Here is a 26,799-nt window from a genome sequence, read left to right as displayed (position 1 = left end):
GTCACTCCAGCAAAGCTGTTGGGATTGGATCGCCGCTTGGCGTTCCCCCTGGCATGGGCGCCGTGCGCGCATCCGCTCCCGCGAGCCTTAAGCGTGCGTCGTCGCGCTGGCTCACGTGATCGCCCTTGCCCTCATGACTGGCACAGGGCTCTTCCTCTAGCGACTCGCTGAGCGCGAGCAGGGGCAGCGCAACATGGAAGGTCGAGCCCTGTCCAGGCTCGGACTCGGCCCAGATGCGACCGTCGTGGTTTTCGATGATGGTTTGGCTGATGGCGAGCCCCATCCCCATGCCGCTCTCCTTGGTTGTGAAAAAGGGATGGAAGAGATGTCGGAGCCAATCGGCGCGGATCCCAGGCCCGGAATCCACAACCGCCACCCTGGCCCAACCCTCCCGATCGATCCAGGTCCGGATCAGGAGGTGTCGCTGGGTCTCCGATACCTCCTGCAAGGCATCGGTGGCGTTGCGCACCAGGTTGAGCAACACCTGCTCGATCTGCACCAGATCCACATTCACCGGGATCGGGGCGGTGGAGAGATCCAATGCGATCTGCAGTCCGATGCGCGTGGTCTCGAACTCGACGAACGAGCAGACCTCGCGCACCAGGTGATTGAGATCGACATCGGCACGGATCGCCGCCTGTTTGCCAACGAGCGCACGCAGACGGCGGATGATCTCGCTCGCGCGCTGTGCCTGCTGCGTGATCTGACCCATCGCCGCGACCAAGTCGTCCGGATTCGATGCCCCACTCTGCAACCGACGGCTACAACCGTTGGCATAGTTGACGATCGCCGAGAGCGGTTGATTGAGTTCATGCGCCATTCCCGTCGCCATCTCGCCCATGGTGCTGAGGCGACAGACATGGACCAGTTCGGCCTGGTGCTGGCGTGCCTCCTGCTCGGCACGCCGCACGGCGGTGATATCGCGCGCGTAGATATTCAAATACCCAAGGTCGCGAATGGGCGCGAACAGGAGCGAATAGACCTGCCCCGAGACCTCGAACTCCCGCTCCTGAGGCTCACCGCTGTCAAGCGCGACCGTCACTTGCTCCACCCACTCCAGCGGTAACGGCTCGCCCGGCTCGCTGCCCCATCCCTGGAGCAGCAGCCGGCTGGCTCGATTCGCGTAAACGATGTTGCCCGCGGCACTCACCCGCAGGATCGGATTCGGGCTCTCGCTCGCAAAGCGGGCCAGACTCTTAATCTCGCGCTCGGCCTGTTTGCGCGCGGTGATGTCGTGGATATAGAGCGTATAGAACCGCTCGGCTTCCAAGTCGATCGGTGCGATCGAGATCTCCACCGGTATCTCCGCGCCATCCGCCCGTAAGGCCACCAGTTCGCCGCGTCCTTGTGGCTCGCGATGCAGGTGACGCGAACGGTCGAGCAGACGCTGAAAGGCCGGACGCGCGATCTCTGGGAGAAAATGTTCAGCGAACGGTGTCCCCGTCACCTGCAGACGCTCGAGTCCGAACACGCGCTCCGCAGCTGGATTCAGCTCGATGATGCGCCCGTCATGATCAAGCGTGACGATCGCATCGAGCGATGCCTCCATGACCGCGGCCTTCAAGGCCTCGCTTTCGCGCATCTCGGCTTGGTGCTGCATGCTCATCTCCTCACGCGCCTTGAGCACCAATTGGGTGAAATGCCGAATCCACTCCTCGAGCAGGACGAGTTGATTGCCGCCGCGATGGAAGCCCGGCTCGGAAATCCCCAATGCGCGTTGGGAGAACCGGGTCATGCGCTTCAAGACCGAATTCAGCCGCGACGACACCAAGTAGATGAGTGCCGTGAACACCAGGATGTAGACGACTGCCGCGATCGCGCGTTGACGCTGTTCCAATAACTGGACGTGCCGGGACATCTTCTCCACCGCGGCATGTGGGATGAAGGTGGCGAACAGGACATTGGAATGCGCTCCGTCGTACTCCGGCATGGATTGCGAGGTCACCAGATAACTATCCGACCATTGCTCGACCAGGGTGGCTGGTGGCAAGAGCTGCGAATCCACACTCACGATGATGCGTTGGTCCTCGCCGTCGACCAGGGCGACCGCCGCCCGCCCGACGAAAATGCCGCGCTGGGAGGACGCGAGAAAGGCATCATCGATCGGCACCAGGACCACCAGATAACCCATCGGGTACCCACCCGCATCCTCGACAGCATCACTACTCACCAAGTAGAGTCCATCGCCGAGACGATCGATCGTGGATCGCACGTCGCGGGCGTGAAGCAGACGTGCCGGAACCTGGGTGGCGAGATCGGGCGGAACAGGAGTGGCTCCCGCCTGGAAGATCTCTCGCACCCGTCCTTGCTGATCGGTCAGGATGACGTGACTGGGAGCGCTGAGGGCCTCGCGCTCGAAGAAGTCAGGGAGCCAATGGGGACGAAACTGCTGGTATAGGAGCGGCGCTGGCGCTTCATCACCAGACCAGAACAAGGGATCGAGATATTCAGACAGCAGACGATGATTCGCGAGCAGGCGGGTCGTCGACCCATAGCTGGACACATAGCGGTCGAAACGAATCAGACTCTCGCGCGCACGCTGGTAGAGTTGGGCCTGCAGTTCCTGACCGAAGATCTTTGCCACTTGACGGCTTTGAATCTGGTCGAGCAGACCCCAGACCGCAAGCCCGACGGCCAGGCCAACCAGAATCGCGATGACCGGCATGGGCACCCGCCGCAGCAACAGCAGGAGGAAGGGTTTGATTGAGATCCGCATGACACCGCGTTCCAGAACAGCGAAGTACGAGCGCAATGCTTTCGCGCGCCCACCGATGGATCCAGCACCAGCCAGCCCTGCCGCGATCGGCGGGCCCCGTGGGTCCAGCGCTCCTTAAGACCCGGATCAACCCCAAGGCCACGGGGCGCGCACGCATCAGCAGATCAGCGCCGCGAGTGCCGGCCACGGCGAGCCCGGTACGCAGCGACCATGCCGATTCGCTCGGCCGTCGCACCCAGGCCCGGGTTCGATGCACCCTTCAGCGTTTTCGAGACGAATACCATGGACATCGATATCAGCCAAGCGCGCATCCCCTCCTTGTGGCGCCGGATCGGCGCGCTCCTCTATGACAGCGTCCTGCTGCTCGGCGTTCTCATGCTCGCACTCATGTTGATCGTGATCCCCTATGGTCTTCTCACGGGTGGCTCGCCGGACGAGCAACCGCTCATGCGGCTCCTCATGCAGCTCTATCTCCTCGCCGTCATTATCGGATTCTACGTCTTCTTCTGGACCCACGGTGGGCAAACCCTCGGGATGCGCGCCTGGCGTTTTCGTGTGATTCGCGACGATGGCGAAACGCTGAGTACGCGAGATGCCCTCGCACGCGTTGGGTGGGCCACGCTGAGTCTGATGCCAGCCGGGCTCGGGTTGATCTGGTGCCTGTTCGATCGCGATGGGCTGGCCTGGCACGACCGCCGCTCCGGCACCCGGGTGGTGATGCTCAAGCCCAAAACTCGCCCCTGAGCCCGGTGCCGATCGAACAAGGACGCGCCGCACACCACGCTGGCGGCAAGGCCTCGGCAACCCGGACCCGCCCTCAACCGACGCGACGCAGGAGGAGCAGGGCCGCGGACAAAAAGAGCGCGGGCGGCAGCAGGGTCGCGGCCAATGGCGCGAGTTCGAACAACAAGGCGAAAAACGCAAAGGTCCGACTCACGAGATAGTAAAGGATCCCAACCAGGACGCCGATGAAAATCCGTTGGCCGAACCCCGTGGTTCGCGCGGAACCCAACAGGATTGGGATCGCCACGAAAATCATCGACAAGGTCAACACCGGATGAAACACCTTGCCCCAAAACGCAATCTCGTAATTGCCCGCGTCCTGCTTGTTGAGACGCATGAAGCGGATGTACTTGTAGAGTCCCCAGACCGGTAATAGATGCGGCTCAAGTACGATGACCTTCAGGATGCCGGGATCGATCAAGGAGTCCCACTGGGCCTGTTCCATGTGCTCGACGGTCACACCCTGCGCGCTCACCCGGCTGCGCGCGATCGTCTCCAGCACCCATCCCTCGTCCTGATAGCGCGCGCCCGCGGCATGCGTAGCGACCAACGACCCGGTCGCGGCGTCGACCTGATAGATGAAGATATCGCTGAGCCGAGTGGGTGACTCAATCTCACGAATATTCACGAAAGCACGATCGTCGATCGCCCAAAAGCCATAGGGTGTCTGCTGGGAGACATCGCCAGACAACGCCTGACGGCGCAGTTCGAGCGCGCGCTGCTCCGCTTTCGGTGCAATCACCTCGCCAATCACCACGGCCACGGCCGCAAGCACCAAGCCACCGAGCAAGCTCGCGCGAATAATCCCCCACACCGAAACCCCTGCCGCGCGCATGGCGACCAGCTCAGATCGGCTCGCGAGCGCGCCCAGACCAATCAGCGCACCGATGAGGGTCGCGATAGGGAAGATTTGATACGCGTAGCGCGGGAGACTCAGCCCCATGAAGAGCATCGCTTCCATGAAGCCATAGCCATCGACCCCCAACGCATCCACCTCCTCGGCCAGGATGAAGAAGCCCAAGAGCGGCAGCAGCACCCCCAGCGTCAGCAGGGTCCCTCCGAGGACCGCGCTCGCCAGATAGCGGTCGAGGATCCTCATGCGGACGCGCCATCCCGAACGCGCACGCGCCACATCCGCCTCGGCGGAACCACGACCGCTAGCAGCGCCAGGCACCAACAGCACCCCACGCTTTCGAGCATCCAGTCTCTTCCGGTACACTCAGGCGCCCAGACCAAGAGACCGCGCCCGCCACAGGCGTCGGATGCGCCGCATTCAGCCCGTGCCGGGATGACCTTTTCCAGGAGCTCTATGATGGAATTCACAATCAAGACCGGTGAGATCGCGCAACAGAAGACCCCTTGTATCCTGATGGGGATCTTTGAAGGGCGCAAGCTCATGGGCTCTGGTCAGGCCATCGACCAGGCCTGCGGCGGACGGCTCTCCGACCTCCTGAGCAAAGGCGACATGGATGGGCGGATCGGTGGCACTCTCATGCTGTATGACCTGCCGAATCTTGCCGCCGAACGGATTCTGCTCGTCGGCTGCGGCAAACAGGAGGAGTTCGGGCGCGAGAATTATCGCAAGGCCATCGCCGCGGGGATCACCGCCCTGCACCAGACGCGCGCCGGTGCGGCGCTCTGCACCCTGCCAGAACTCGCCCGCGACGGACTCGGCCTCTACACCGCGGTTCGCGATCTCATCCTCACGAGCGAGGATAAAACCTATCGCTACGGACGCACCAAAACGCAAGATCAGCAGGCCCCGACGACACCACTGCACACCCTGAGCGTCTGGCTGGCGGAGCCGGCGGATCAGGCGCATGCGCAGACCGCCATCGAGCAGGGTCGCGCCATGGCCGCGGGCGTCAAACTGGCGAAGGAACTCAGCAACCTTCCAGGCAATCTCTGCACCCCAACCTATCTCGCGGACCAGGCCCTCGCACTCGGCGAGGCGTCGGCAGCACTCGAGACAGAGATCCTTGATGAGGCCGACATGGCGGCACTCGGAATGGGAGCGCTCCTGTCGGTGTCGCGCGGGAGTCGTCAGCCCGCAAAGCTCATCGTCATGCATCACCGCGGCGGTGCGGCTGGGGAGAAACCCGTCGTGCTGGTGGGCAAGGGCCTGACCTTCGATAGCGGCGGCATCTCCATCAAACCCGCGGCAGACATGGACGAGATGAAATACGACATGTGTGGCGGTGCCGCGGTGTTCGGTGCCCTACAGGCCGCGAGCGCCTTGGCGCTGCCGCTCAACCTCATCGGTGTCGTGCCGGCATCCGAGAACATGCCGGACGGGGACGCCAACAAGCCTGGCGACATCGTCACGAGCATGTCCGGGCAAACCATCGAGATTCTGAACACCGATGCGGAAGGCCGTCTCATCCTCTGTGACGCCCTGACCTACTGTGAGCGCTTCGAGCCAGCGTTGGTGATCGATCTCGCCACCCTGACCGGGGCTTGCGTGATCGCCCTCGGCAAACATGCCTCGGGACTCTTCACACAGGACGATGCGCTCGCCGAGGAGATCATTGATTCTGGGCTGGCCGCGGGCGACCGCGCGTGGCGCATGCCACTCTGGGATGATTACCAGCAACAACTCGACACCAACTTCGCGGACATGGCCAACGTTGGGGGTCGCGAAGCGGGCGCGGTGACGGCCGCGTGCTTCCTTGCCCGCTTCACCAAGGCCTACCGCTGGGCGCATCTGGACATCGCCGGCACCACTTGGCTGACGGGCAAGGAGAAGGGCGCGACCGGGCGTCCTGTCGCGCTGCTGACGCAACTGCTGCTGCAACGCAGCGGGGTCATCCCACACTGAAAGACGGCGCCACGCACCCTGATCACGCGACCGGGCCGGTGCGCACCCGCGCGCGGCCCTGCACGAATCCGCCGTGGCCGGTAAGGCGGCGCGGTTGCCGTGTGGGAGGCCCTGGAAACCCTTGAACCATCCGCGACGGCCAGCCGACGCCCGTCAGGACGCCTTGATCAGTTGCCGCAGACGGTTGGGCGCCGGCAACCCCCGCACCACCAGTTCGGGCAGGTCTCCTGTCGTGAAGATCTTGATATCACCCGCATCAAGGAGGCGCTGTAGGAGGCTTTGATCGACGCGCACCGTACGCACGGAACCCAACTTCAGTTCCGTGTAACTCTTATTCAGCAACCCGTGGGTCCAAACAATCTCATCATCGCGCAGCACCAGGCGATCGGCGCGACTGGCCAACCACCACACCGATAACTGCAGCGCCGCCAGGCCCGCGACCACCCAACCGACGAGCTTCACCTGTTCCGGTTCGAATGCCTCTGCCATCATCACGAGCGGTCCGACGGGGCCAATCAAACCGAGGACCAGCCCCACCAGTAGCGCCAGCATCATGAACGGGGTCGAGAAGGGCCGCGTGCGCAACATTGACGGGTGTGCGTCATAGAAAACATCGGACATGATTTTCTCCACAATGGTCGTCGCGCGTCCCGGCGACTCCTCAACCAAGGCCATGACCCAGAGCGGATCCCAGCGGGATCGACCCGCCGCGCCTCGCCCAACGGCACTCCTTGCCACGCTAAACGGGACTACTATACCCAATCCTGATCCCGTTCCGATGCCTGATCACCTTCTCATGGACCCGATCTCACTGCTCCGCCTCTCTTCTGGTCCCGTCCGCACGCGCCTGCTGCGCGATCTGCTCCTCCTCCTCTTCATGACGGCGGCGCTCTTGGCCGCCATCAACATCCCATTGATCGACAGCATCAAGGAGGATCTGGCCGAAAGTCGCATCAATACCGCGACGGTCTCGATTCGCGATGAGGTCATGGGGCTGATCACGCCCGTGGAGCAGCAGTTGCTGATCATCCGCGACGGCATCGCCAGCACGGGCTTGACCCCACTCGACGAGTTCGAACTAACCAAGCGGTTGGTTCCCACGCTCGCCCACATGCCGCAGATCGCCGGGGTCATCGACGCCACCGGCGAGGGCACCGAATACCGATTACAGCGCGACGGGGATCATTGGCAAACGTACGTGCTGAATCCGCAGGATCCTGAACAACTCCGACACACCCGCTGGAGCCAGGCGCTAGAGCCCGTGGAGCAGGAGGTTCTACAAAGCGATCGGGACCCGCGCCTGAGACCTTGGTTCATCATGGCCGAGACGAGTCCTGGCGTGCCAGTCTGGACCCAGCCCTATCTCTTCTCGTCAACCCAATCACCCGGATTGACCGTCGCCTTGGCCTGGCAACAAGACGACCTGATGCGGATCACCGCAATGGATATTGCCATGGACAGCATCGTGAAGAGCATCGAGGAGCATGCCATTTCCGTGGATGGTCGCGGCTTTCTCTTCACCAATGCCGGCAGCATCTATCTGCCACCCGCTCCCACCGAGGAGTCCCCGCCCGCGGACGACGATGGCTTCTTTTCCGCACACCTCACGCCAGATGCCTCGCTGGCGATCGACGCCGTCGCGGCCTGGAACCAGGCCGGCCGCCCCGAACACGAACTGGTGCGCTTCAACCGTGACGGGGTCCCATGGTGGGGTGGTTTTAGACCCCTGACGGATGACCCGACCGGTGGTTGGGTCGCCGTGGTCCTGCCGGTGTCGCGAACCCTCGCCATCCTTAAGAATCGTTGGCATCTGCTGGCCTTGACCGTCGTCGCCATCATGCTCGCCAGCCTCGCCATGACAACCCTATTGGTGCGTAAATATCATCGCCAATTAAGCGACTTGCCGAAACTTCGGATCGACCGCACGAAGGTTGCATCGGAGCTGCGCGAGCTCATCCTCTCCGGCGAAGGCTGTCATCTGGAATTCAAATCCACGATGCGGATGAATCTGCACAGCAAGACCATCGGACGCGAGATCGAACTGGCTTGGCTGAAGGCCGTTGCGGCATTTCTCAACAGCGAGGGCGGCATCCTACTCCTCGGCATCGCCGATGATGGCACCGCGCATGGACTCGCTGCCGATCTTTTCGAAAACGAGGACAAATGTCGACTGCATTTCAAGAATCTGTTCAACCAACATCTCGGCCCGGAATACGCGCGCTTCGTCCGCTTCGAGCTCCACGACTTCGAGGACGTCCGCATTGGTGTCGTGGAGTGCGAGCGGGCCAATACGCCCGTCTTTCTCCTCGACGACAAGCGACGTGAGTGGTTCTTGATCCGCAACGGACCCTCGAATACCGACCTATCGATCAGTCGAGCACTGAAGTACATTCGCGGTCGTTTCGGGTGAACGAGAACAGCGGAAGCGGACCGAATCGAGGACAGCTCGAGAGCATCAGATCATCCACTGTGATGTGGTCCAATCCTGGGCGTGCGTCACTCGGCTGGGGGGATCATGTGGGGGTGGAGATGGTGCGGAAAGTGCTGGGGTTTGCCGGCTCGGTTCAACCGAGCCGGCGGGATCACGACAGTGTCCGGGCGCGACAGCGTCCTTACAGTGACAAGGTCGTCGTCGGGTAGGCTGCCGATCCGGAGGCATCCTTGGCCTTGTCCTTCGTGCAGCCATCACCGGCCTGCGCCGTCAACAACGAGCCGGCAACCATCAGGCTGCCAAGAAGAAGGGCGGTAGCGAGAGTGGAGAGTCGAATCGACATGGCTGGAATCCTCTGATGTGGGATGATGATGAGAATTCCCGATCATTTCGATCGGGTACGGGCTAGATACTGGGGGACGCTGACAGCGTCCTCAAGGGCCCTGGAGAATTTTTTGATGATCGTCAATCACGATCGCCGTGATCGCCAGCTCAGGGTCTCGACATGAAACCATCGCACTCGACACCCCATCACACGGCCGTCGCTCCCGATGAGATGAGCGGCTTCAATCGTACCTTGGCCGAGATCGAGTGGCTCCTGCTCGCCCTGGTCTTGGTCTATCTCGCGCTTCCTGACGAACCCCTCGACCATCCTCTCGCCATCAGCAGTGTCGCCGCGCTCTACACGGCATTCGTCCTGATCTTTCGTTACCTCAACCTCCTGACGCTACCGACCTGTTGGAAATTCGCCATCGAGACCTGGGTCATGCTGGCCTTTACCGCGTTCGTGGTGTGGCATACCGGAAAGGTCGAGAGCCCATTGATCAGTTTGTTCCTATTGGTGATCGTCTTCAGTGCGCTGACCCTTGGCAAGCTGACCACCCTGCTCAAGGTCGCCTTGATCGCGAGCTTCTATCTGCTCGCCGCTTACACCAGCCTCGGTGACGATCTCTTCGTCTACGCCACCTTCAGTCAGCTCATGCTGCACTTCGCACCAGTCGTGCTGGTGGCCTATGTCACCTCGCTGCTTGCAAGCGATATCAGTTCATCGCGATCCCTGGTGCAGCGCCTGTCCGAGACCGACGAATTGACCGGCGTGCCGAACATGCGTGCCTTTTGGCGCGCACTGGCGCACCATCGCAAGGCGATGACACAACCGGATGCCCAGCCCTTCGGAATCCTGATGGTCGACGCCGACAACCTCAAGGAGGTCAATGACCGACACGGTCACGCGGTCGGTAATCGCGTCATCCAGGCCGTCGCCGAAGGGATCCGACACAGCATTCGCAGCACGGACCTGGTTGCTCGCTATGGCGGCGACGAATTCGTCCTGCTCCTGCCCAATAGCACGGAGCAGGCCACCCGTGAGGCCGGCGAACGCATTCGCTCGATGGTGTCCAACAGCCTGATCGAGAACGGCACTGACACGCTGACAACCACGGTGAGTATTGGTTATGCCACCTTTCCAGGCCGGGCCGACACGACCGAGGATCTCATGGCGCAGGCCGACGAGGCCCTTTATGCCAGCAAGCGCGGCGGTCGCAATCGCATCCTATCCTTCGCTGAGATCGCCGCGAGTGCACCGGCGCCTGCGGCAGCGAGCGTGTCGGGACACGCGGCGGGTGCCCCGCCCCTAGGCAAGCCCCCTGACCCAACCATCCCGGCGCCACCGGGTGAGATCACGCAACCGAGACCCTGATGGACGAATCGCGTCGTACCCTGGATCTGATCCGCTTGCGCGGAGTCCGCCAGAACAATCTCAAGGACATCGATCTGGATCTCCCGCGCGGAGCTTTGATCCTGCTCACCGGGGTCTCGGGGTGCGGGAAATCCTCACTGGCCTTCGACACGCTCTACGCCGAAGGCCAACGCCGCTATGTCGAGACCTTCTCGCCCTATGCGCGTCAATTCCTCGAACGTATGGACCGTCCCGCGGCGGACTTGATCGAGGGCATCCCACCCGCGATCGCCATCGACCAGATCAACCCCGTGCGGACCTCGCGCTCGACCGTCGGTACCCTGAGTGAGCTGAACGATCATCTGAAACTGCTCTTCGCGCGCGGCGCGCGTCCCTATTGTCGCGGTTGCGGGCGTGCCGTGCGACGCGACACACCGGCTGACATCTGGCAGCAGTTGTGCGCTCAGGCCACGAGCGCCAATCAAACCATCGCGATCGCTTTCACCGTTCCGATTCCGAGTCACCTGGACGCTCCCGCGGTTGAAACGCTGCTGGCCCAGCAGGGCTACATCCGGACCCGGGTGTTGGAGACCCAGGGCATCGAGGTGATCCAGGACCGACTGCGTGTGCGTGCCGACGCGCGCGGACGGGCGCTTGAGGCCCTGGAAACGGCGCTCGCCCGCGGCCAGGGCCGGATCGCCGTCTATCCGCTCGACAGTGAACGCCAACCCGGACCGCCGTGGCGGTTCTCCGACGCGCTGCACTGCCCGGACTGTGACATCCCTTACGCCGAGCCAACCCCAGGGCGCTTCTCCTTCAATTCACCCGTGGGAGCATGTCCGACCTGTCGTGGCTTCGGCCGCACCCTGGGGATCGACTGGTCACGGGTCGTCCCGGATCCCTCGAAATCACTGATCGAAGGGGCCATCAAACCGATCCAATCCGCGGGCTACTCGGAGATCCAAGAGGACCTCATGGGGTTCGCGCATCGTCGCGGGATTCCAACCGATGTGCCGTGGCGCGATCTCACGGACGCGGATCGCGACTGGGTCATCGCGGGTGAAGGCGAGTGGGAGACAGGTGTTTGGTACGGTTTGCAGCGTTTTTTCACCTGGCTCGAAGGACGCAGCTACAAGATGCATGTGCGGGTCCTGCTCTCGCGCTACCGCGCTTATGATGTCTGCGCCACCTGCCAGGGCGCGCGCCTGGTCGACGAGGCGCTGGATTGGCGCCTCGGCAGCACCGGGCTCGCACAACAGGTCTTGGAGCCCGCGCAGCGTTTTCGCCATGCCCGCGTGCGGATGAGTGAGGCGGCCTGGCAGACACTCCCCGGGCTGTGCCTCCACGACCTGATGCAACTGCCCTTGAGCCGTTGTCGCGCGTTCTGCGACGCCCTCGTGACCGTACCCGCGCTCGATCAGTTAATGACGGGCATCCGTGCACGACTGCGCTATCTGTGTGAGGTCGGGCTCGAGTATCTGAGCCTTGGGCGCCAGTCGCGCACCCTCTCCGGTGGCGAGATGCAGCGCATCCATCTGACCAGCGCGCTCGGCAGTACCTTGGTCAACACCCTGTTCGTCCTCGATGAGCCCAGTATCGGGCTACATCCTCGTGATCTGGATCGCATCATCGCCATCCTCCAACGTCTGCGTGATCAAGGGAACTCACTCGTGGTCGTCGAGCATGATCAGCAGGTGATGCGGGCCGCCGACCAGATTGTCGACCTCGGTCCCGGACCCGGCGAACAGGGCGGTCGCATCCTCTTCTCCGGGCTCCCATCCGACTTGCCGGGCATCCCTGGTTCGCTCACCGGCGACTATCTGGCCGGTCGGCTACAGATCGCCAGCACCCGAACCCCCACCCCACCGGACGCAACGGGCCACTGGCTCAAGGTGCGTGGCGCAGCGGCTCACAACCTCAAGAGGATCGATGTAGCGATCCCACTGCACCGCCTCGTGGTTGTCACCGGGGTATCCGGATCAGGGAAATCGACACTCGTTGAGGACGTGCTCTACCAGGCCCTGTGTCAGCTCAAGGGGCATCCCGTGGAACCGCCGGGGGAGCATGAAGGGCTCGACGGAGCAACCCAGATCGCGGATGTCGTGCTCCTCGATCAATCCGGGATTGGCCGCACCACGCGCTCGAATCCGGCCAGCTATGTCGGTGCGTTCGAAGTTCTGCGCAAACGCTTTGCGGCCCAACCACTCGCCCAGGAACGCGGCTACACCGCAGGCACCTTCAGCTTCAATAGTGGTCAGGGGCGCTGCCCGACCTGTGGCGGCAGTGGCTCTGAACACCTGGAGATGCAGTTCCTCGCCGACGTCGACCTGCGTTGCGTGGACTGCGACGGGCGTCGCTATCGGGCGCCGGTGTTGGAGGTGCGACTCAATGCATCGGCAGACGATCCCGGCTCCTCGATCGCCGATATCCTGGAGATGACCACGACGGAAGCGCTCGCCTGCTTCGCCGAGGATGATGAACTGCAACGGGCGCTCGCCCCGCTCCTGGCGGTGGGGCTCGGCTATCTGCGACTCGGCCAGCCCGTGCCCACGCTTTCGGGCGGCGAGGCACAACGGCTCAAGCTGGCCGGCCATCTGGCCAAGTCCAGTCGGGGCAAGGCCCGCGACGGCGGCCTCTTGTTCTTGCTCGACGAACCCACGACCGGGCTGCACGCCGCGGATGTCGCGATCCTGCTCGCGGCCTTCCAAGAACTGCTCAGGGCCGGGCACTCGCTGCTGATCATCGAGCACCATCTCGACCTGATCGCAGCCGCTGATTGGCTGATCGACCTCGGTCCGGAGGGCGGTGCGGCGGGCGGTGCACTGGTCTGCGCCGGCACGCCCGCACAGCTCGCGCGTCATCCCACCAGCCACACCGGGCAGGCCTTGCGCGACCGCGCCGAACAGCACCGCGCTCAGGCCGCGGCGGCTGAGCGCGCCACGCCCCCCAGCGACAAGACGACCACTCACCAGCTCCTCGCCGAGGCACCGGCGCCGTTTATCGCATCGCGCGCCGAGGGTCCCGCCCCAGACCCCAGCGAGCTCATCCCTCCGCTCGCGCACCCCGCACACCCGGTCCAGAGCGCGATCCAGGTCATCCATGCGCGCGAGCACAACCTCAAGAATCTGTCGCTGACGATCGCGCGCGATCGCTTCATCGTCATCACCGGCGTTTCGGGCAGTGGCAAGAGCACGCTTGCCTTTGACATCCTCTTCGCCGAGGGCCAGCGCCGTTTCCTCGAATCACTCAACGCCCATGCCCGCCAATTCGTCCAACCGGCCGCGCGCCCGGACGTTGATGCGGTGCTCGGGATCCCGCCGACCATCGCCATCGAGCAACGCACCAGTCGCGGGGGCATCAAGAGCACGGTCGGAACCCTCACCGAGATCCATCCCGCCCTGCGCCTGCTCTACGCACGTTTGGGTCGGCAGCATTGCCCGCACTGCGACAGTCCCATCGAACCCATGAGTCGTGAGGCCATCCTGGCGCGAATCCAACGCGATCACGCTGGGCGCCAGGTCACATTCATGGCCCCTCTGGTCCAGGGGCGCAAGGGCCTGTATCGAGATTTGGCCGACTGGGCGGCACGGCATGGCTGGCCCGTCCTGCGCGTCGATGGCGAGCCCCTTGAGACGCACGACTGGCCGCGACTCGATCGCTATCGCGAGCACCAGATCGACCTCCCGGTCGGAGAGATCCGCATTCAGGGCCAGAACACCGAGACCCTCGGCGCACTCTTGGAGCAGGCATTGGATCTTGGCAAGGGCACGCTGCGCGTGGTCACGACCGAGGCGGGATCCTGGGGGAGCGAGACACCCTACTCAACCCGCCGCGCCTGCCCCTGTTGCGGGGTCGCCCTTCCCGAGCTCGATCCGCGACACTTGAGTTTCAATTCACCACACGGATGGTGCCCAAGCTGCCTCGGCACCGGACTCGCACAACCCGATGGTGGCGCCGGGTCGGACACTGAGGAGAGCGGCGGGACCTGGCCCGACCCCACGGAGCACTCGAGCTGTCCGAGCTGTCAGGGCACGCGACTCAATGACCAGGCACGCGCGGTGCGATTTCATGAGCGCACCATCGCCGAGCTCACGGCCCTGACGGTCGACCAAGCCCATGACTGGCTCGCCGAACTCCGTCTCGATGACCGCGCGACGGCGATCGCCCGCGACCTGCTGAACGAGATTCGCGAGCGCCTCACCTTCCTCGGCGAGATCGGACTCGGCTATCTCACGCTTGCGCGTTCCGCGCCCACCCTCTCCGGCGGCGAGGCACAACGCATTCGACTCGCCGCGCAGCTCGGCTCCAACCTGCGCGGGGTCTGTTACATTCTCGATGAACCGACCATCGGTTTGCATCCACGCGACAATCACCTGCTGTTGAACGGGCTCGAGCGTCTGCGCGCCAAGGGCAACAGCATCATCGTCGTCGAACATGATGAAGAGACCATTCGTCGCGCCGATGAGGTGATCGATCTCGGCCCAGGCGCGGGTCGAGAGGGTGGCCTGATCGTCGCGCGGGGCACGGTCTCGGAGCTGATACGGAATCCTGCGTCGGTCACAGGGCGCGCCCTGGCGCGACGGCGCACGCGCACACGGCCCATCCGCACCTGCACCAAGACCCACCCTAAGCTGGTCGTCAAGGGTGCCCAACGACACAACCTGCGGGGCGTCGAGGCACGGATTCCGCTCGCCCGACTCGTCTGCGTGACAGGCGTCTCGGGATCCGGTAAATCGACCCTGATTCGAGAGATCCTGGTGCCGAGTCTCCGCCACCTACTCGCGTTCGAGCCCGCAACCGGCTCCCAGGGCCTGGCTCGATGCGGCTGCCGACAGGTCACGGGATGGCAGGCACTCGGCCGCGTCCTCGAGGTCGACCAAACCCCGATCGGGAAGACGCCCCGTTCCTGTCCGGCAACCTATGTGGGCATCTGGGATGCCATCCGGCGCCTCTTCGCCGCCACCCCCGAGGCGCGGCTGCGCGGCTGGGGACCCTCCCACTTCTCATTCAACACCAGCGGCGGTCGCTGCGTCACCTGCGAGGGCCAAGGGGTTCAAACGTTGGAGATGAATTTTCTGCCTGACGCGCGCATGACCTGCGAGGCCTGTCAGGGGGAGCGTTTTGAGCGCGAAACCCGCGAGATCCGTTACCTCGGACACGACATCGGCGCCGTGCTCGCGCTCAGTGTCGATGAAGCGGTGGAGGTCTTCCATGCGCACCCCAGCATCCGTCAACGCCTGCTGCTGCTGCGCGAGGTTGGCCTTGGCTACCTGCAGTTAGGGCAGCCCAGTCCCACCCTGTCGGGTGGGGAGGCGCAGCGGATCAAACTGGTCACGGAACTTGCGAAGGCACGTATCAAGAGGAAATCGCTCCCGACGCTTTATGTCCTCGATGAACCCACCGTTGGGCTCCACATGGCCGATGTGAGTCGGCTCCTCGAGGTGCTGCACCGACTGGTGGAATCCGGTCACACGGTGGTCGTCATCGAGCACAATCTCGACGTCATGACCGACGCCGACTGGATCATCGACCTCGGCCCGGACGCCGGTAATCGAGGGGGCCGGATCGTTGCCGCCGGCACCCCGGAAACGGTCGCGAACGCGGGTCCCTACCCGACCGCACTCGCCCTGAGCGAACATCTCGCGAGCAACGCCTGAGTGTCCACCCGGACCTGCGCCGCGCGCGACCCGCTCAACGCTCAGAGCACCCTTAGCGCATCGGGCACTGGCGATCCCAGTGCCACAGGCTAGACCAAAGGGTGCTCAGCCGACGAGTGTCACCGGACGCCGCACCGTCCTCAGCACGGCATCCGAGACGCTGCCCAGGATCAGTTTCTGGACCCGCCCCAGACCACGCCGGCCCATGACGATCAGCGCATCATTCTCTTCCGCCGCGGCCACGATCTCCTCACGGGGTTCACCCCAAACCGCCTTGTCCTCGATCGTCAGGCCCTCAGCATCCCCGATCGCCTCGCGCGCCTTGGCGAAAGCCGCCGCCGCCGACTCTTGATTGATGACCTCGAGTTGTTCACGCGACAGCTGCGCCATGCCCATGACTTCACTACTGGACGGGAAGTAGACATGCAGAAGCTGGATGGGGGAGTTGGTGGCGCGCGCCAGATCACCCGCGAACGCGGCGGCACGCGCGGAGCCTTCGGAACCATCAACTGGCACGATGATCAGGTTGTAGTGCGAAATCATGATGCGTCATCTCCTTCAAATCATGAACCTGTGCACAGGTCCGAGAGGGTCAGGGTCGAATCCATTTGGTTCGAGGATTGATGTTTGGTGCGTGGACGATTCACCAGTTGCAGGCCGAATGGACCGGCCCGACTGGCCCTGATCGAGCGATCAGCGCGCTCACTGCTGCGTGACCGGCAACGCCGGCCCATCTCACCACAGTTCGACGGGCCTCGGGCTCGACGCAACCGCTCGACTGATTTGACCGGTGGCAGCCGCCCGAAGTGCAATCATAACGGACAGAATCCCGGCTAGGCCTGATGCGAGGAGCACCTCGATCGCTCAAGGTGTCACTGCGATGGGCGCGCCCATGACCCAACGTGATAGGCCACCCTCAACGCAGCCAGCCCGGTGGAGCTGGGTAGGGGCCCGGCTGACCCGGTCGCGGTGGCGGTGGCGGTGGCGGTGGTGGAAAACCCGGACGAACCGGCTGGGGTTGCTGGTAGGGACCAAACCAGGGGGCCGGCGGTTGACGGGGATCCAACATCGGTGGCTGATGGCCGGGGAACGGGGCTGGATAGTGCACTCCGGGCGCAGCCTGAAAGGGCGGCGTGCCTACAAGGGGTGCTGGCATCGGGGCCCCCCCGTGGCCGCTCGCGGGAGCGGGCGCTAACCCGGCGGCATCCGCGGGAGTAGGCGCCGCCGCCTCGGTCGCCATGGTATCCGACGGCGCGAGCGCATCAGCCATCGTGTCAGGACCGGCGGTTCCCGGGTCCTCCACCGCATCCAGTTCAGTCGGTCCGGGGGCCGCGGGCGGTTCATCCCACGCGTCCACCCCCGCGAGTGGATCACTCGCCTCATCAGGCGTGCGGGCGGTCTCGGCCTGGTGTTCCGCTGGTGCGTCGTCCGCGGCCATGACGGGCACTGACGCACGGACCTCATCCTGGCCCTGATCGTCATCCAACGCACGCACGGTGGCGTCGCCCGCTGCGGTCGCATCCCCTTCAGCGGTGCCGTCCAGACGATCGCTCACCACCTCAGTCGGTACTGATGGCATCGTCTCCTGCAGGGTGGACACCGGTTCGCTCGGTGCGATCATCTCGTCTAGCAGCGCGGACCCTGCCGAGACCTCTGCGTCTTCCAACAGATCTAGTTCCTCCGCCGATGCGGGCTCCGCCAACCGCACGGCGTCTTCCGCTTGCGCGGGCTCCTGCGATCGCTCTGGAATGTCCGACAGCGCCGGCTCTTCCGATGAGGCGGGCTCCTGCGGTGCGGGAGCCGCCAGGTCGGAAGTCGGCGCAGCCGCCACCGATGTCGCCAGCGCGACGCGCCCAATCGGTGCCAGCCGCTGCACGATCTCGGGATCCGTGCCTAGGGCCTGGGTCAGGTCCGCCCCGTTCGACTCAGCAAAATGGATATCGACGAGATAGACGTAGACACCACCGATGAGCGTGAATGCGACGACCGAACCGACAAAGAGGCGTTCGTAATCGATCCGCTTGAGTCTGTGGAACAAACCGACGATCGCTTGCATGCCATCCTCCTGAAAGATTCGAGAGATTCAACCTTCTAGGCGCGGTCTCCGGTGCACCGATCCGCGCGCAGCATAACCGAAACGCCTGATCCGATGGCGATCGAGGGTATGATTAGCGTTCGTCCGAAGCAATGCCTTGGTCCTGCAACTCATGAGTCACGAACAGCGCTCCGGTGCCGCGATCTTTTTCGATGTCCTCTCCGACCTTGGGGTCGAGTATCTGTTCGGCCATACGGGTGGGGCCGTGATCCCACTGCATGTCGAATTGAATCGACGCATGCGCCGCCGCGAACCGGCGCCCACCTTCATCCTCTGCCGCCAAGAGGGCGGTGCCGGTCACGCCGCGGAGGGTTATGCCCGAGTCAGCGGCCGGGTCGGCGTGGCGCTTGCCACCTCCGGTCCCGGCGCGACCAACCTCGCCACGCCGATCGCCGATGCCCATAAGGACTCATTGCCAACACTCTTTATCACCGGCCAGGTGCCAAGTGGCGCGATCGGAACCGACGCCTTCCAGGAGGTCGACACGGTCGGCTTCACGCGCCCGATCTCGAAGCACAATTACCTCGTCAAGGAGGTCCGGGATCTTGAGTGGATCCTGCGCGAGGCATACGCGCTCGCCACCCGCGGGCGCCCCGGGCCGGTGGTGGTCGATATCTGCAAGGACGTCCAACTCGCCGCCACCGCCGCATCCAACCCACCGCGGATCCGTCACCGCGAGCCGGTCGCCTTCGACCCGCTCAAGGCCGAGGCCATTCTCGCCGCCCTCGCCGCGGCCGAACGGCCAGTCGTGAAGGCCGGCGGCGGAATCATCCATGCCAATGCGGCCAGTCGGCTCCAAGCCTTTGCCGAACGCTTCGACGTACCGGTGACCACCACCTTCAATGCGCTTGGCGCCATCCCCTTCGAACGGCCACACAATCTCGGCATGCCGGGGATGCACGGCAGTATCCCCGCCAACTATGCGCTTCGCGATGCCGACTTGATCCTGTCACTCGGGGGACGTTTCGATGACCGGGTCGCGGTGAAGGGCTTCGCGACCGGTAAGCGCATCGCGCATGTCGACATCGACCCCTCCGAGATCGACAAAACGATTCCCACCGATCTGCATCTGGTCGCCGAGCTGGGCACTTTTTTCGACTACGCTCTCACCCACGGGCAGGGCGCGCGGCACACCCCCTGGCTCGAGCAGATCGCCCACTGGCGCACCCAAATGCCGAAGCCCTACGCGCAATCCGAGTACATCAAGCCGCAGGCCGTGATCGAAACGCTCTCGGAACTGACCCACGGCCATGCCACCCTGGTCACGGGCGTCGGACAGCATCAGATGTGGGCCGCGCAGTATTACCGCTTCCAGCGACCTCGCCAATGGGTCAGCTCAGGCGGACTGGGCACCATGGGCTTTGGCCTTCCCGCGGCCATCGGCGCCTGGTTCGCCGACCGCGACAACCCTGTCGTGCTGGTCGACGGCGACGGGAGCTTCCAGATGAATATCCAGGAACTCGGAACCTTGGTCGCAAACCAGATCCCGGTCAAGATCCTCGTCCTCAACAACAGCTTCCTGGGCATGGTGCGCCAGTGGGAAGACATGATGGACGCCGGCCTGCACTACGAAACCTGTCTCGCTCGCAACAGCAGTTGCGATCCCGATTGCATCGATCTCGACCAAAGCTGCCGGCGTCAGATCCCCAATCTCACCGGCCTGAAGTATGTCTACCCGCGACTCAAGACCCGGCGGATCAAGGATCCCCGAGCACTGCGTGACGGGCTCGCCGAGGCGCTCGCCGAGCCCGGCCCGGTCCTCGTCGATATCTGGATCGACAAGGCCGAAAATGTTATCCCCATGGTGCGGCCAGGTCATCGGCTCGATCAGATGATCGAGTCCTGACCCCGGTCCAACGATCGCCCCGCACTGACAACCATCCTGTTTCAGCGATTGAGGAGACCCCGATGTCCAGCCCACACTGGCGTTCCGTGCCGCGCACGGCCGCAACGGACACCATCTACGGACTTGCACTCAGCCCCGACGGGCGTCGTCTAGCGACCGCAAGTTGGGACAGCCACGTCAAGATCTGGACCCTCGACACCGGACGCGTCGAACAGGATCTCACCGGTCACGACGGGCGCGTCTACAGCGTCCGCTTTCACCCTGATGGACACTGGGTGGCCTCCGGCGGGACCGACACCAGCGTGCGACTTTGGGACGTCGCCACCGGCACGGCACTCTGGTCTCAGAGCGGACACAGCAGCCTCGTCTACAGCCTCGATTTCCAGCCCCAAGGTCAGCTGCTCGCTTCCGGCAGCGAAGACGGCACCATCTGTATCTGGAACGCCGCGGATGGGACCTTGGTCCGCACCATTGAAGGTCATCCGCAATATGTTCAAGGCGTGGTTTTCTCACCCGATGGGTCACGCCTGATCTCGGGCAGCCGCGACTGCACCATGGCCGTCTGGGACGTCTCCTCGGGCGCTGAGCTGAGCCGGCTCGATGTCATCAACAATGGCATCAACAGCACCCAATTCAGCCCCGATGGCAGCCGTCTCCTGCTGAGTAATGTCGACGGATCAATTGGACTGTGGGATCTCGCGACGGGTTCACTCATCATGGAAATGGAAGAGCACACCTATCCGGCCTGGAGCGCGGTCTACAGCCCTGACGGCAAATTCATTGCCTCTGGGAGTGCCGATAAGACCATCATCCTCTGGGATGCCGCAACCGGCGCCGAACTCACGCGATTGACCGGGCACGAGAAGGACGTCTATTGCGTTGCCTTCAGCCCGGACGGGCAATGGCTCTATTCCGGTAGTGTGGACAAACAGATTCGTGCCTGGAGCCTCGAGGCGAACGATCCGCGTTGGGAGAGTCTCAGTCAGGCCTGGCAGCAAGCGAATGCGGAGGATGCCGAAACCCTGGCGGCCGCGACGGCGGCTCAAGCGGAACAAGCGACGCACAAAGCCCCGTCTGGCGGCCTCTTCGGGCGTCTATTTGGCGGGAAGCGCTGATCCGCCAAACCTCTCACGAGCTGTCCGAGGACAAGCGAGCCGCTCAAGCACAGCCCCGTCGACCCACCTGGGTGACTCAGCATTGTGCTGACGAATGCTGTTGCTTGACAGATTTCATCGGTGAAATCTTGCCTTGCGACCGCCTCGGGCACAATGATAGGAGATGGTCAGGATCCGAATGGCGGCGTGATGCCGTGGCTGCCATCCGGATCAGATCGTACGGCCGCGCTTGCACCGAATCCGACAGCGGCGCACCAGGCCGTGGCAACGAGGTACCGGGTACCGCGAACCGCGCGGTGTCGCGGCCACCGCGGTCGGATGCAAACAGCCCGCCATGCGCCGCGCAGTGATCCACTTCGCGACGAGTCCTCTGGCCGCCACCAAATCGCTTGCGTGCGCTGCCCATTGAAGCAAACCTCTATCCAACGAGGAACGGAGACCCAATACCATGATCGAACGCGTGGAAATCGGCGGCCTGAAGGTCGCCAAACCCCTTTACGACCTCGTGCGAGATGAGATCCTGCCCGGCACCGGGGTTGAGAACGATGCCCTCTGGCAGGCCTTCGGCGCCATGGTTCAGGTGCTCGCACCGCGCCATCGCACCCTACTCGACCACCGCGAGGCACTCCAGCGTCAGATTGACCACTGGCATCTCGAGCATCGCGGCCAACCCCTCGACACCGGCGCCTATCGCGCCTTTCTCGCCGACATTGGATACCTGGTTCCGGAAGGACCGAGCTTCAGCGTCACCACCGCCCATGTCGACCCCGAGATCGCAACCATTGCCGGTCCTCAGTTGGTCGTGCCGGTGAACAATGCGCGCTATGCCCTGAACGCGGCCAACGCTCGCTGGGGCAGCCTCTATGACGCCCTCTATGGGACCGACGTCATCCCGGACGAGGACGGTCTCGAGCGCGGCGCACACTACAACCCCAAACGGGGGGCCGAGGTCATTGCCCGCGCCGCGGCCTTCCTCGACGAAGCCGCGCCCCTGAACCGTGGCTCCCATGCCGAGTCCTGTGGTTACCGGGTTGACGAAGGCAAACTCGTCGTCTGCCTGCCAGACAATAGCCAGACCATGTTGAGCCAACCGGAGCAATTCGCCGGTTATCGCGGCACTCCCGATCGTCCCGAGGCCATTCTGCTCGTGCATCAGGGTCTGCATATCGAGCTGTGCATCGATCGGGAACATCAGGTCGGTCGCGACAGCCCCGCGGGGGTCGCCGACCTGCTCCTCGAGTCGGCCGTCACCAGCATCCAGGACTGCGAAGACTCGGTCGCGGCGGTGGACACCGAGGATAAGGTGCTGGTCTATCGCAACTGGCTCGGTCTCATGAAGGGTGATCTCACCGCGCAGTTCCAGAAAGGCGGCAAGGTGCTCGAGCGCACACTCGCGCCCGATCGGACCTACCACACCCCAACGGGCGATGCCCTCACGCTGCCTGGTCGCTCCTTGATGCTGGTCCGCAATGTCGGCCACCTGATGACCACGGATGCGGTGCTCGATGAGAACGGCCAAGAGATCCCCGAGGGGATGCTCGACGCCATCGTCACGGTCGCGTGCGCCCTGCATGATATCCACCCCGAGCGGGGGGCCAAGCGCAATTCACGCACCGGCAGCATCTATATCGTCAAGCCGAAGATGCACGGTCCCGACGAGGTGCGCCTCGCCGTGGACATCTTCGCCGGCGTCGAGGAGGCCCTGGGATTGCCACGCAACACCATCAAAATCGGCATCATGGATGAGGAACGGCGCACCACCCTGAATCTGAAAGAGTGCATTCGCGTCGCCGCCGAGCGTGTCATCTTCATCAATACCGGATTCCTCGATCGCACGGGCGACGAGATCCACACCGACATGGAGGCCGGTGCCATGCTGCGCAAAGGCGACATGAAGAGCGCGCCCTGGCTGCTCGCCTACGAGAACTGGAACGTCGATGTCGGGCTCGCCTGCGGTCTGCCTGGTCACGCCCAGATCGGCAAAGGGATGTGGACCATGCCCGATGAGATGCGGGCCATGCTCGCCACCAAGGCGGGACATCCGCGGGCGGGCGCGAACTGCGCCTGGGTCCCCTCCCCCACCGCGGCGACTCTCCACGCCATCCACTATCACCAGGTCGACGTCGCGGCGGTCCAAGCTGAACTGGCCGCGGGTGGTCCGCGCGCGGAGCTCGATACCATCTTGCAGATTCCGCTCGACCCCAACCGCGCCTGGAGTCCCGAGGAAATCCAGCAGGAGCTCGACAACAATTGCCAAGGGATCCTTGGCTATGTCGTGCGCTGGATCGATCAAGGCGTCGGTTGCTCAAAGGTTCCGGATATCGCAAACGTCGGCCTGATGGAGGATCGCGCAACCCTGCGGATCTCCAGTCAACAGGTTGCCAACTGGCTCCATCACGGCGTCGTCTCGCGCGATCAGGTCATGGACACCCTCAAACGCATGGCCGCCGTTGTGGACACGCAGAACGCGGCGGACCCGCTTTACCGCCCGATGGCGCCCCGCTTCGACGGCATTGCCTTCCAGGCTGCCGCGGACCTGATCTTCAAGGGGCGTGAGGCACCAAACGGCTATACCGAGCCCACCCTGCATGCGATGCGCAAGCGACTGAAGGCGAGCTAAGGACGGGCTGATGCTTCCGTGCGGCGTGCGCCGCACGGAGGCCCTCGCCGACGTATCCTGAATTCCGAGCGTGGCGCAATCCGAGTGGAACCGAAACAGTCATGGGCGTGACCGGTATACACTTGCGCGCGAGCCGCCTGCCCGCGGCATGACCATCACCCATCCCTGACCGGTTTCCCCTTTTCACTCGGAGTTCCACTCGTGATCGAAACGTTACGCAACATCGCCATCATCGCCCATGTCGATCATGGCAAGACCACGCTCGTGGACAAACTGCTGGAGCAATCCGGCACCCTCGGTGAACGATTCGGGCCCGTCGAGCGGGTGATGGACTCCAATGCGTTGGAAAAGGAGCGCGGGATCACCATCACCTCGAAAAACACGGCCCTGCGCTGGCGTGACTACCGCATCAACATCGTCGATACCCCTGGACACGCTGATTTCGGTGGCGAGGTCGAACGCGTGCTCTCGATGGTCGATTCGGTGCTGCTGCTCGTCGATGCTCAAGAAGGACCCATGCCCCAAACGCGGTTCGTGACCAGTAAGGCATTTGCCCACGGACTGCGCCCGATCGTCGTGGTCAACAAGATCGACCGCCCAGGCGCCCGCCCGGATTGGGTCATCGATCAGGTCTTCGATCTCTTCGATCGGCTCGGCGCCAGTGATGAACAGCTCGATTTCCCGATCATCTATGCCTCGGCGCTCAACGGCTACGCGGGATTGAGCGACGAGGTACGCGAGGGCGACATGACACCGCTGTTTGAGGCCATCGTCACGCACTGCCCCGCGCCCGAGGTCGTCCCCGATGCCCCTTTCCAGATGCAGATCTCCACGCTCGACTACAGCTCCTTCGTCGGCGCCATCGCGCTCGGGCGCATCCGCCGCGGCACCGTGCGTCCCAATCAGCAGATCATCGTTGTCAAACCCGACGGTGGACGCTATCGCGCCAAGGTCGGGCTCGTTTACGGCTATCTGGGATTGGAGCGCCACGAAGTCCCGGTCGCCAACGCGGGCGATATCGTTGCCCTCACCGGCATCGAGGCGCCCAATGTCTCCGATACCCTCTGTCACCCGGATCATCTCGAGGCGTTGCCATCACTCACGGTCGACGAACCAACCGTGACCATGACCTTTCAGGTCAACACCTCGCCATTCGCGGGACGCGATGGCAAATACCTCACCTCGCGTCAGCTCAAGGATCGCCTTGAGCGCGAACTCATTCATAACGTCGCGCTGCGTGTCGAGGAAGGCAATGACCCGGAAAAATTCCGGGTTTCCGGACGCGGTGAGTTGCACCTTTCGATCCTGCTCGAAACCATGCGCCGCGAGGGTTTCGAATTGGCCGTCTCGCGCCCCGAGGTCATCTTCCGGGAGATCGACGGCCAGATCTGTGAGCCCTATGAACAGCTCACGGTGGACATCGATGAGAGCGCGCAGGGCGCCATCATGCAGGCGCTCGGGGAACGACGCGGCGAGCTGAAGGACATGATTCCAGATGGCAAGGGCCGCGTCCGGCTGGATTACGAGGTGCCGTCCCGGGGGTTGATCGGCTTCCAGACCGAATTCATGTCCCTGACCTCGGGCACGGGACTGAAATATCACATCTTCGACCGCTATCGCCCGGCCAATCCTGGCGGGATTGCCCCGCGGCGCAATGGGGTGCTCATCTCCAACGCGACCGGCAAGGCCCTCGGGTATGCCCTCTTTAACCTCCAGGAACGTGGCCGCATGATGGTCTCGCCGGGTGATGAGGTCTACGAAGGTCAGGTGGTCGGCATCCATTCACGCGAAAACGATCTCACGGTCAACCCACTGAAGGCCAAACAGTTGACGAACATTCGCGCGGCGGGTTCGGACGAGAACATCCTGCTGACGCCGCCGGTGAAGTTCACGCTCGAGCAGGCACTGGAATTCATCGAGGATGATGAACTCGTCGAGATCACGCCTGCCGCGATCCGCGTGCGCAAACGCCATCTCACCGAGAATGAGCGCAAGCGAGCGAGCCGCGGGAATTAGACCAGTCGGTTAGAACCTCCCGACCCCGCCCGCCGCGACGAACGATCCTAGTGATGGATGACCCAAACCCCATGACTGATCTCTATCGCCCCATCGAACCCTTTGCCACGCAGACCCTGGAGGTCGGGGACGGCCATCGCCTCTATGTTGAGGAATGTGGACGCCGCGACGGCATCCCCGTGGTTTTCCTGCACGGAGGACCAGGGGCCGGGTGTGAGCCTGCGCATCGCGCCTTCTTCGACCCGACACGCTACCGTGCGGTCTTGTTCGACCAGCGGGGTTGCGGGCGCTCCACGCCGCATGCCAGCCTCACGGCCAATACCACCTGGGATCTGGTCGCCGACCTGGAGCGGATCCGTGAACACTTGGGGATCGATCGTTGGCTGGTCTTCGGTGGATCATGGGGGTCGACCCTGGCCCTCGCCTATGCCGAAACCCATCCACATCGGGTCACGGGGCTGATCGTACGGGGGATCTTTCTCTGTCGTGAGGCCGAGATTCGCTGGTTCTATCAGGAGGGCGCGAACTGGATCTTTCCGGATCATTGGGAGCAGTTCATCGCCCCGATCCCCGAGGCGGAACGCACCGATCTGCTCACGGCCTACCATCGCCGCCTCACCGGGGCGGACGAGGCGACCCGTCTCGCGGCGGCACAGGCCTGGTCGGTCTGGGAGGGACGCACGGCGACGCTGCGCGCCAACCCCGCGATCGAGGCCCATTTTGCCGCGCCCAGCGTGGCGCTGAGTCTCGCCCGGATCGAGTGCCACTATTTCATGTCGGGCGCCTTCCTGCGACCGAATCAGCTGCTCGAGGACGCCTCCCGCCTGCAGGGCATTCCCGGCCTCATCATCCAGGGCCGTTACGACATCATCTGCCCGCTGCGCTCGGCGTGGGATCTGCATCAAGCCTGGCCCACCTCAGAATTGCAGGTGATCCCAAATGCCGGTCATTCAGCCTTCGAGCCGGGGATTCGCGCTGCCTTGGTCGAGGCCACCGACCGCTTTGCACGCACCCTGGGTTGATC

Annotated in this window: 16 protein-coding genes; 10 read left to right on the top strand and 6 right to left on the bottom strand. The window is 63.7% G+C overall.

Translation table 11 applies throughout. The features are described from left to right. Window position 1: 1 nt before the first annotated feature. Window positions 2–2,716: a PAS domain S-box protein gene (locus CKO25_RS01230; RefSeq protein WP_242467255.1), complete on the bottom strand. Its 2,715-nt coding sequence runs from the start codon at window positions 2,714–2,716 to the stop codon at window positions 2–4. 282 nt (window positions 2,717–2,998) lie between these two features. Here CKO25_RS01230 and CKO25_RS01225 point away from each other — a divergent pair, with 282 nt between their 5' ends. Next, complete coding sequence (locus tag CKO25_RS01225; RefSeq protein ID WP_200386074.1) at window positions 2,999–3,460, top strand: RDD family protein; 462 nt, start codon at window positions 2,999–3,001, stop codon at window positions 3,458–3,460. Between the two features lie 73 nt (window positions 3,461–3,533). On the opposite strand, the gene lptG is transcribed toward CKO25_RS01225, so the two are convergent. Beyond that, entirely contained in the window at window positions 3,534–4,598 is a 1,065-nt protein-coding gene (gene lptG / locus CKO25_RS01220; protein WP_200386073.1) for an LPS export ABC transporter permease LptG, read from the bottom strand. 213 nt (window positions 4,599–4,811) lie between these two features. Between lptG and CKO25_RS01215 the strand changes: the two genes are divergently transcribed. Next, on the top strand, window positions 4,812–6,317 hold the full coding sequence (locus tag CKO25_RS01215; protein ID WP_200386321.1) for a leucyl aminopeptidase: 1,506 nt from the start codon (window positions 4,812–4,814) through the stop codon (window positions 6,315–6,317). A 153-nt stretch (window positions 6,318–6,470) separates the two neighbouring features. Here CKO25_RS01215 and CKO25_RS01210 read toward each other — a convergent pair whose 3' ends face one another. Continuing rightward, on the bottom strand, window positions 6,471–6,938 hold the full coding sequence (locus CKO25_RS01210; RefSeq protein ID WP_200386072.1) for a PH domain-containing protein: 468 nt from the start codon (window positions 6,936–6,938) through the stop codon (window positions 6,471–6,473). A gap of 157 nt (window positions 6,939–7,095) precedes the next feature. On the opposite strand from CKO25_RS01210, the gene CKO25_RS01205 reads away from it, so the two are divergent. Further along, window positions 7,096–8,727, top strand: a complete 1,632-nt coding sequence (locus tag CKO25_RS01205) for an AlbA family DNA-binding domain-containing protein (RefSeq protein ID WP_242467253.1) — start codon at window positions 7,096–7,098, stop codon at window positions 8,725–8,727. A gap of 202 nt (window positions 8,728–8,929) precedes the next feature. On the opposite strand, the gene CKO25_RS01200 is transcribed toward CKO25_RS01205, so the two are convergent. Next, window positions 8,930–9,091 carry a hypothetical protein gene (locus CKO25_RS01200; protein ID WP_200386071.1) on the bottom strand — a complete coding sequence of 54 codons (162 nt, stop codon included), beginning with the start codon at window positions 9,089–9,091 and terminating at the stop codon, window positions 8,930–8,932. 162 nt (window positions 9,092–9,253) lie between these two features. Here CKO25_RS01200 and CKO25_RS01195 point away from each other — a divergent pair, with 162 nt between their 5' ends. Further along, window positions 9,254–10,447, top strand: coding sequence for a GGDEF domain-containing protein (locus CKO25_RS01195; protein ID WP_200386070.1), 1,194 nt, complete (start codon window positions 9,254–9,256; stop codon window positions 10,445–10,447). Then, window positions 10,447–16,083 carry an excinuclease ABC subunit UvrA gene (uvrA, locus tag CKO25_RS01190; protein ID WP_200386069.1) on the top strand — a complete coding sequence of 1,879 codons (5,637 nt, stop codon included), beginning with the start codon at window positions 10,447–10,449 and terminating at the stop codon, window positions 16,081–16,083. Before CKO25_RS01195 ends, uvrA begins: the two co-directional genes overlap by 1 nt. Before the next feature lie 105 nt (window positions 16,084–16,188). Here uvrA and CKO25_RS01185 read toward each other — a convergent pair whose 3' ends face one another. Beyond that, window positions 16,189–16,626, bottom strand: a complete 438-nt coding sequence (locus tag CKO25_RS01185; RefSeq protein WP_200386068.1) for a universal stress protein — start codon at window positions 16,624–16,626, stop codon at window positions 16,189–16,191. A 373-nt stretch (window positions 16,627–16,999) separates the two neighbouring features. Further along, on the bottom strand, window positions 17,000–18,139 hold the full coding sequence (locus CKO25_RS01180; RefSeq protein WP_200386067.1) for a hypothetical protein: 1,140 nt from the start codon (window positions 18,137–18,139) through the stop codon (window positions 17,000–17,002). Window positions 18,140–18,290: 151 nt separating this feature from the next. Here CKO25_RS01180 and ilvB point away from each other — a divergent pair, with 151 nt between their 5' ends. The 5 genes from ilvB (at window position 18,291) to pip (ending at window position 26,797) form a co-directional block, all read left to right on the top strand. Further along, a complete protein-coding gene (ilvB, locus tag CKO25_RS01175) occupies window positions 18,291–20,024 on the top strand; it encodes a biosynthetic-type acetolactate synthase large subunit (RefSeq protein WP_200386066.1) in 1,734 nt (577 codons plus the stop codon). A 62-nt stretch (window positions 20,025–20,086) separates the two neighbouring features. After that, a complete protein-coding gene (locus CKO25_RS01170; RefSeq protein ID WP_200386065.1) occupies window positions 20,087–21,139 on the top strand; it encodes a WD40 repeat domain-containing protein in 1,053 nt (350 codons plus the stop codon). Window positions 21,140–21,587: 448 nt separating this feature from the next. Beyond that, on the top strand, window positions 21,588–23,759 hold the full coding sequence (locus tag CKO25_RS01165) for a malate synthase G (protein WP_200386064.1): 2,172 nt from the start codon (window positions 21,588–21,590) through the stop codon (window positions 23,757–23,759). Between the two features lie 201 nt (window positions 23,760–23,960). Further along, a complete protein-coding gene (gene typA, locus CKO25_RS01160; RefSeq protein WP_200386063.1) occupies window positions 23,961–25,775 on the top strand; it encodes a translational GTPase TypA in 1,815 nt (604 codons plus the stop codon). Window positions 25,776–25,846: 71 nt separating this feature from the next. After that, the gene (gene pip / locus CKO25_RS01155; RefSeq protein WP_200386319.1) at window positions 25,847–26,797 is read left to right on the top strand and encodes a prolyl aminopeptidase; all 951 of its coding nucleotides are present in this window, start codon (window positions 25,847–25,849) and stop codon (window positions 26,795–26,797) included. Window positions 26,798–26,799 lie beyond the last annotated feature (2 nt).

Source organism: Thiocapsa imhoffii (assembly GCF_016583985.1).
Taxonomy (GTDB): Bacteria; Pseudomonadota; Gammaproteobacteria; order Chromatiales; family Chromatiaceae; genus Thiocapsa; species Thiocapsa imhoffii.
This window is presented reverse-complemented; position numbering and strand designations above follow the sequence as displayed.

Excerpts from the sequence above, each read along its gene's own strand:
- CKO25_RS01215 (WP_200386321.1), top strand. The coding sequence starts at position 4,812 with ATGGAATTCACAATCAAGACCGGTGAGATCGCGCAACAGAAGACCCCT.
- uvrA (WP_200386069.1), top strand. The coding sequence starts at position 10,447 with ATGGACGAATCGCGTCGTACCCTGGATCTGATCCGCTTGCGCGGAGTC.
- CKO25_RS01205 (WP_242467253.1), top strand. The coding sequence starts at position 7,096 with ATGCCTGATCACCTTCTCATGGACCCGATCTCACTGCTCCGCCTCTCT.
- CKO25_RS01165 (WP_200386064.1), top strand. The coding sequence starts at position 21,588 with ATGATCGAACGCGTGGAAATCGGCGGCCTGAAGGTCGCCAAACCCCTT.
- CKO25_RS01195 (WP_200386070.1), top strand. The coding sequence starts at position 9,254 with ATGAAACCATCGCACTCGACACCCCATCACACGGCCGTCGCTCCCGAT.
- pip (WP_200386319.1), top strand. The coding sequence starts at position 25,847 with ATGACTGATCTCTATCGCCCCATCGAACCCTTTGCCACGCAGACCCTG.
- CKO25_RS01210 (WP_200386072.1), bottom strand. The coding sequence starts at position 6,938 with ATGTCCGATGTTTTCTATGACGCACACCCGTCAATGTTGCGCACGCGG.
- lptG (WP_200386073.1), bottom strand. The coding sequence starts at position 4,598 with ATGAGGATCCTCGACCGCTATCTGGCGAGCGCGGTCCTCGGAGGGACC.
- CKO25_RS01170 (WP_200386065.1), top strand. The coding sequence starts at position 20,087 with ATGTCCAGCCCACACTGGCGTTCCGTGCCGCGCACGGCCGCAACGGAC.
- ilvB (WP_200386066.1), top strand. The coding sequence starts at position 18,291 with ATGAGTCACGAACAGCGCTCCGGTGCCGCGATCTTTTTCGATGTCCTC.
- CKO25_RS01180 (WP_200386067.1), bottom strand. The coding sequence starts at position 18,139 with ATGCAAGCGATCGTCGGTTTGTTCCACAGACTCAAGCGGATCGATTAC.
- CKO25_RS01230 (WP_242467255.1), bottom strand. The coding sequence starts at position 2,716 with ATGCGGATCTCAATCAAACCCTTCCTCCTGCTGTTGCTGCGGCGGGTG.
- CKO25_RS01200 (WP_200386071.1), bottom strand. The coding sequence starts at position 9,091 with ATGTCGATTCGACTCTCCACTCTCGCTACCGCCCTTCTTCTTGGCAGC.
- CKO25_RS01225 (WP_200386074.1), top strand. The coding sequence starts at position 2,999 with ATGGACATCGATATCAGCCAAGCGCGCATCCCCTCCTTGTGGCGCCGG.
- CKO25_RS01185 (WP_200386068.1), bottom strand. The coding sequence starts at position 16,626 with ATGATTTCGCACTACAACCTGATCATCGTGCCAGTTGATGGTTCCGAA.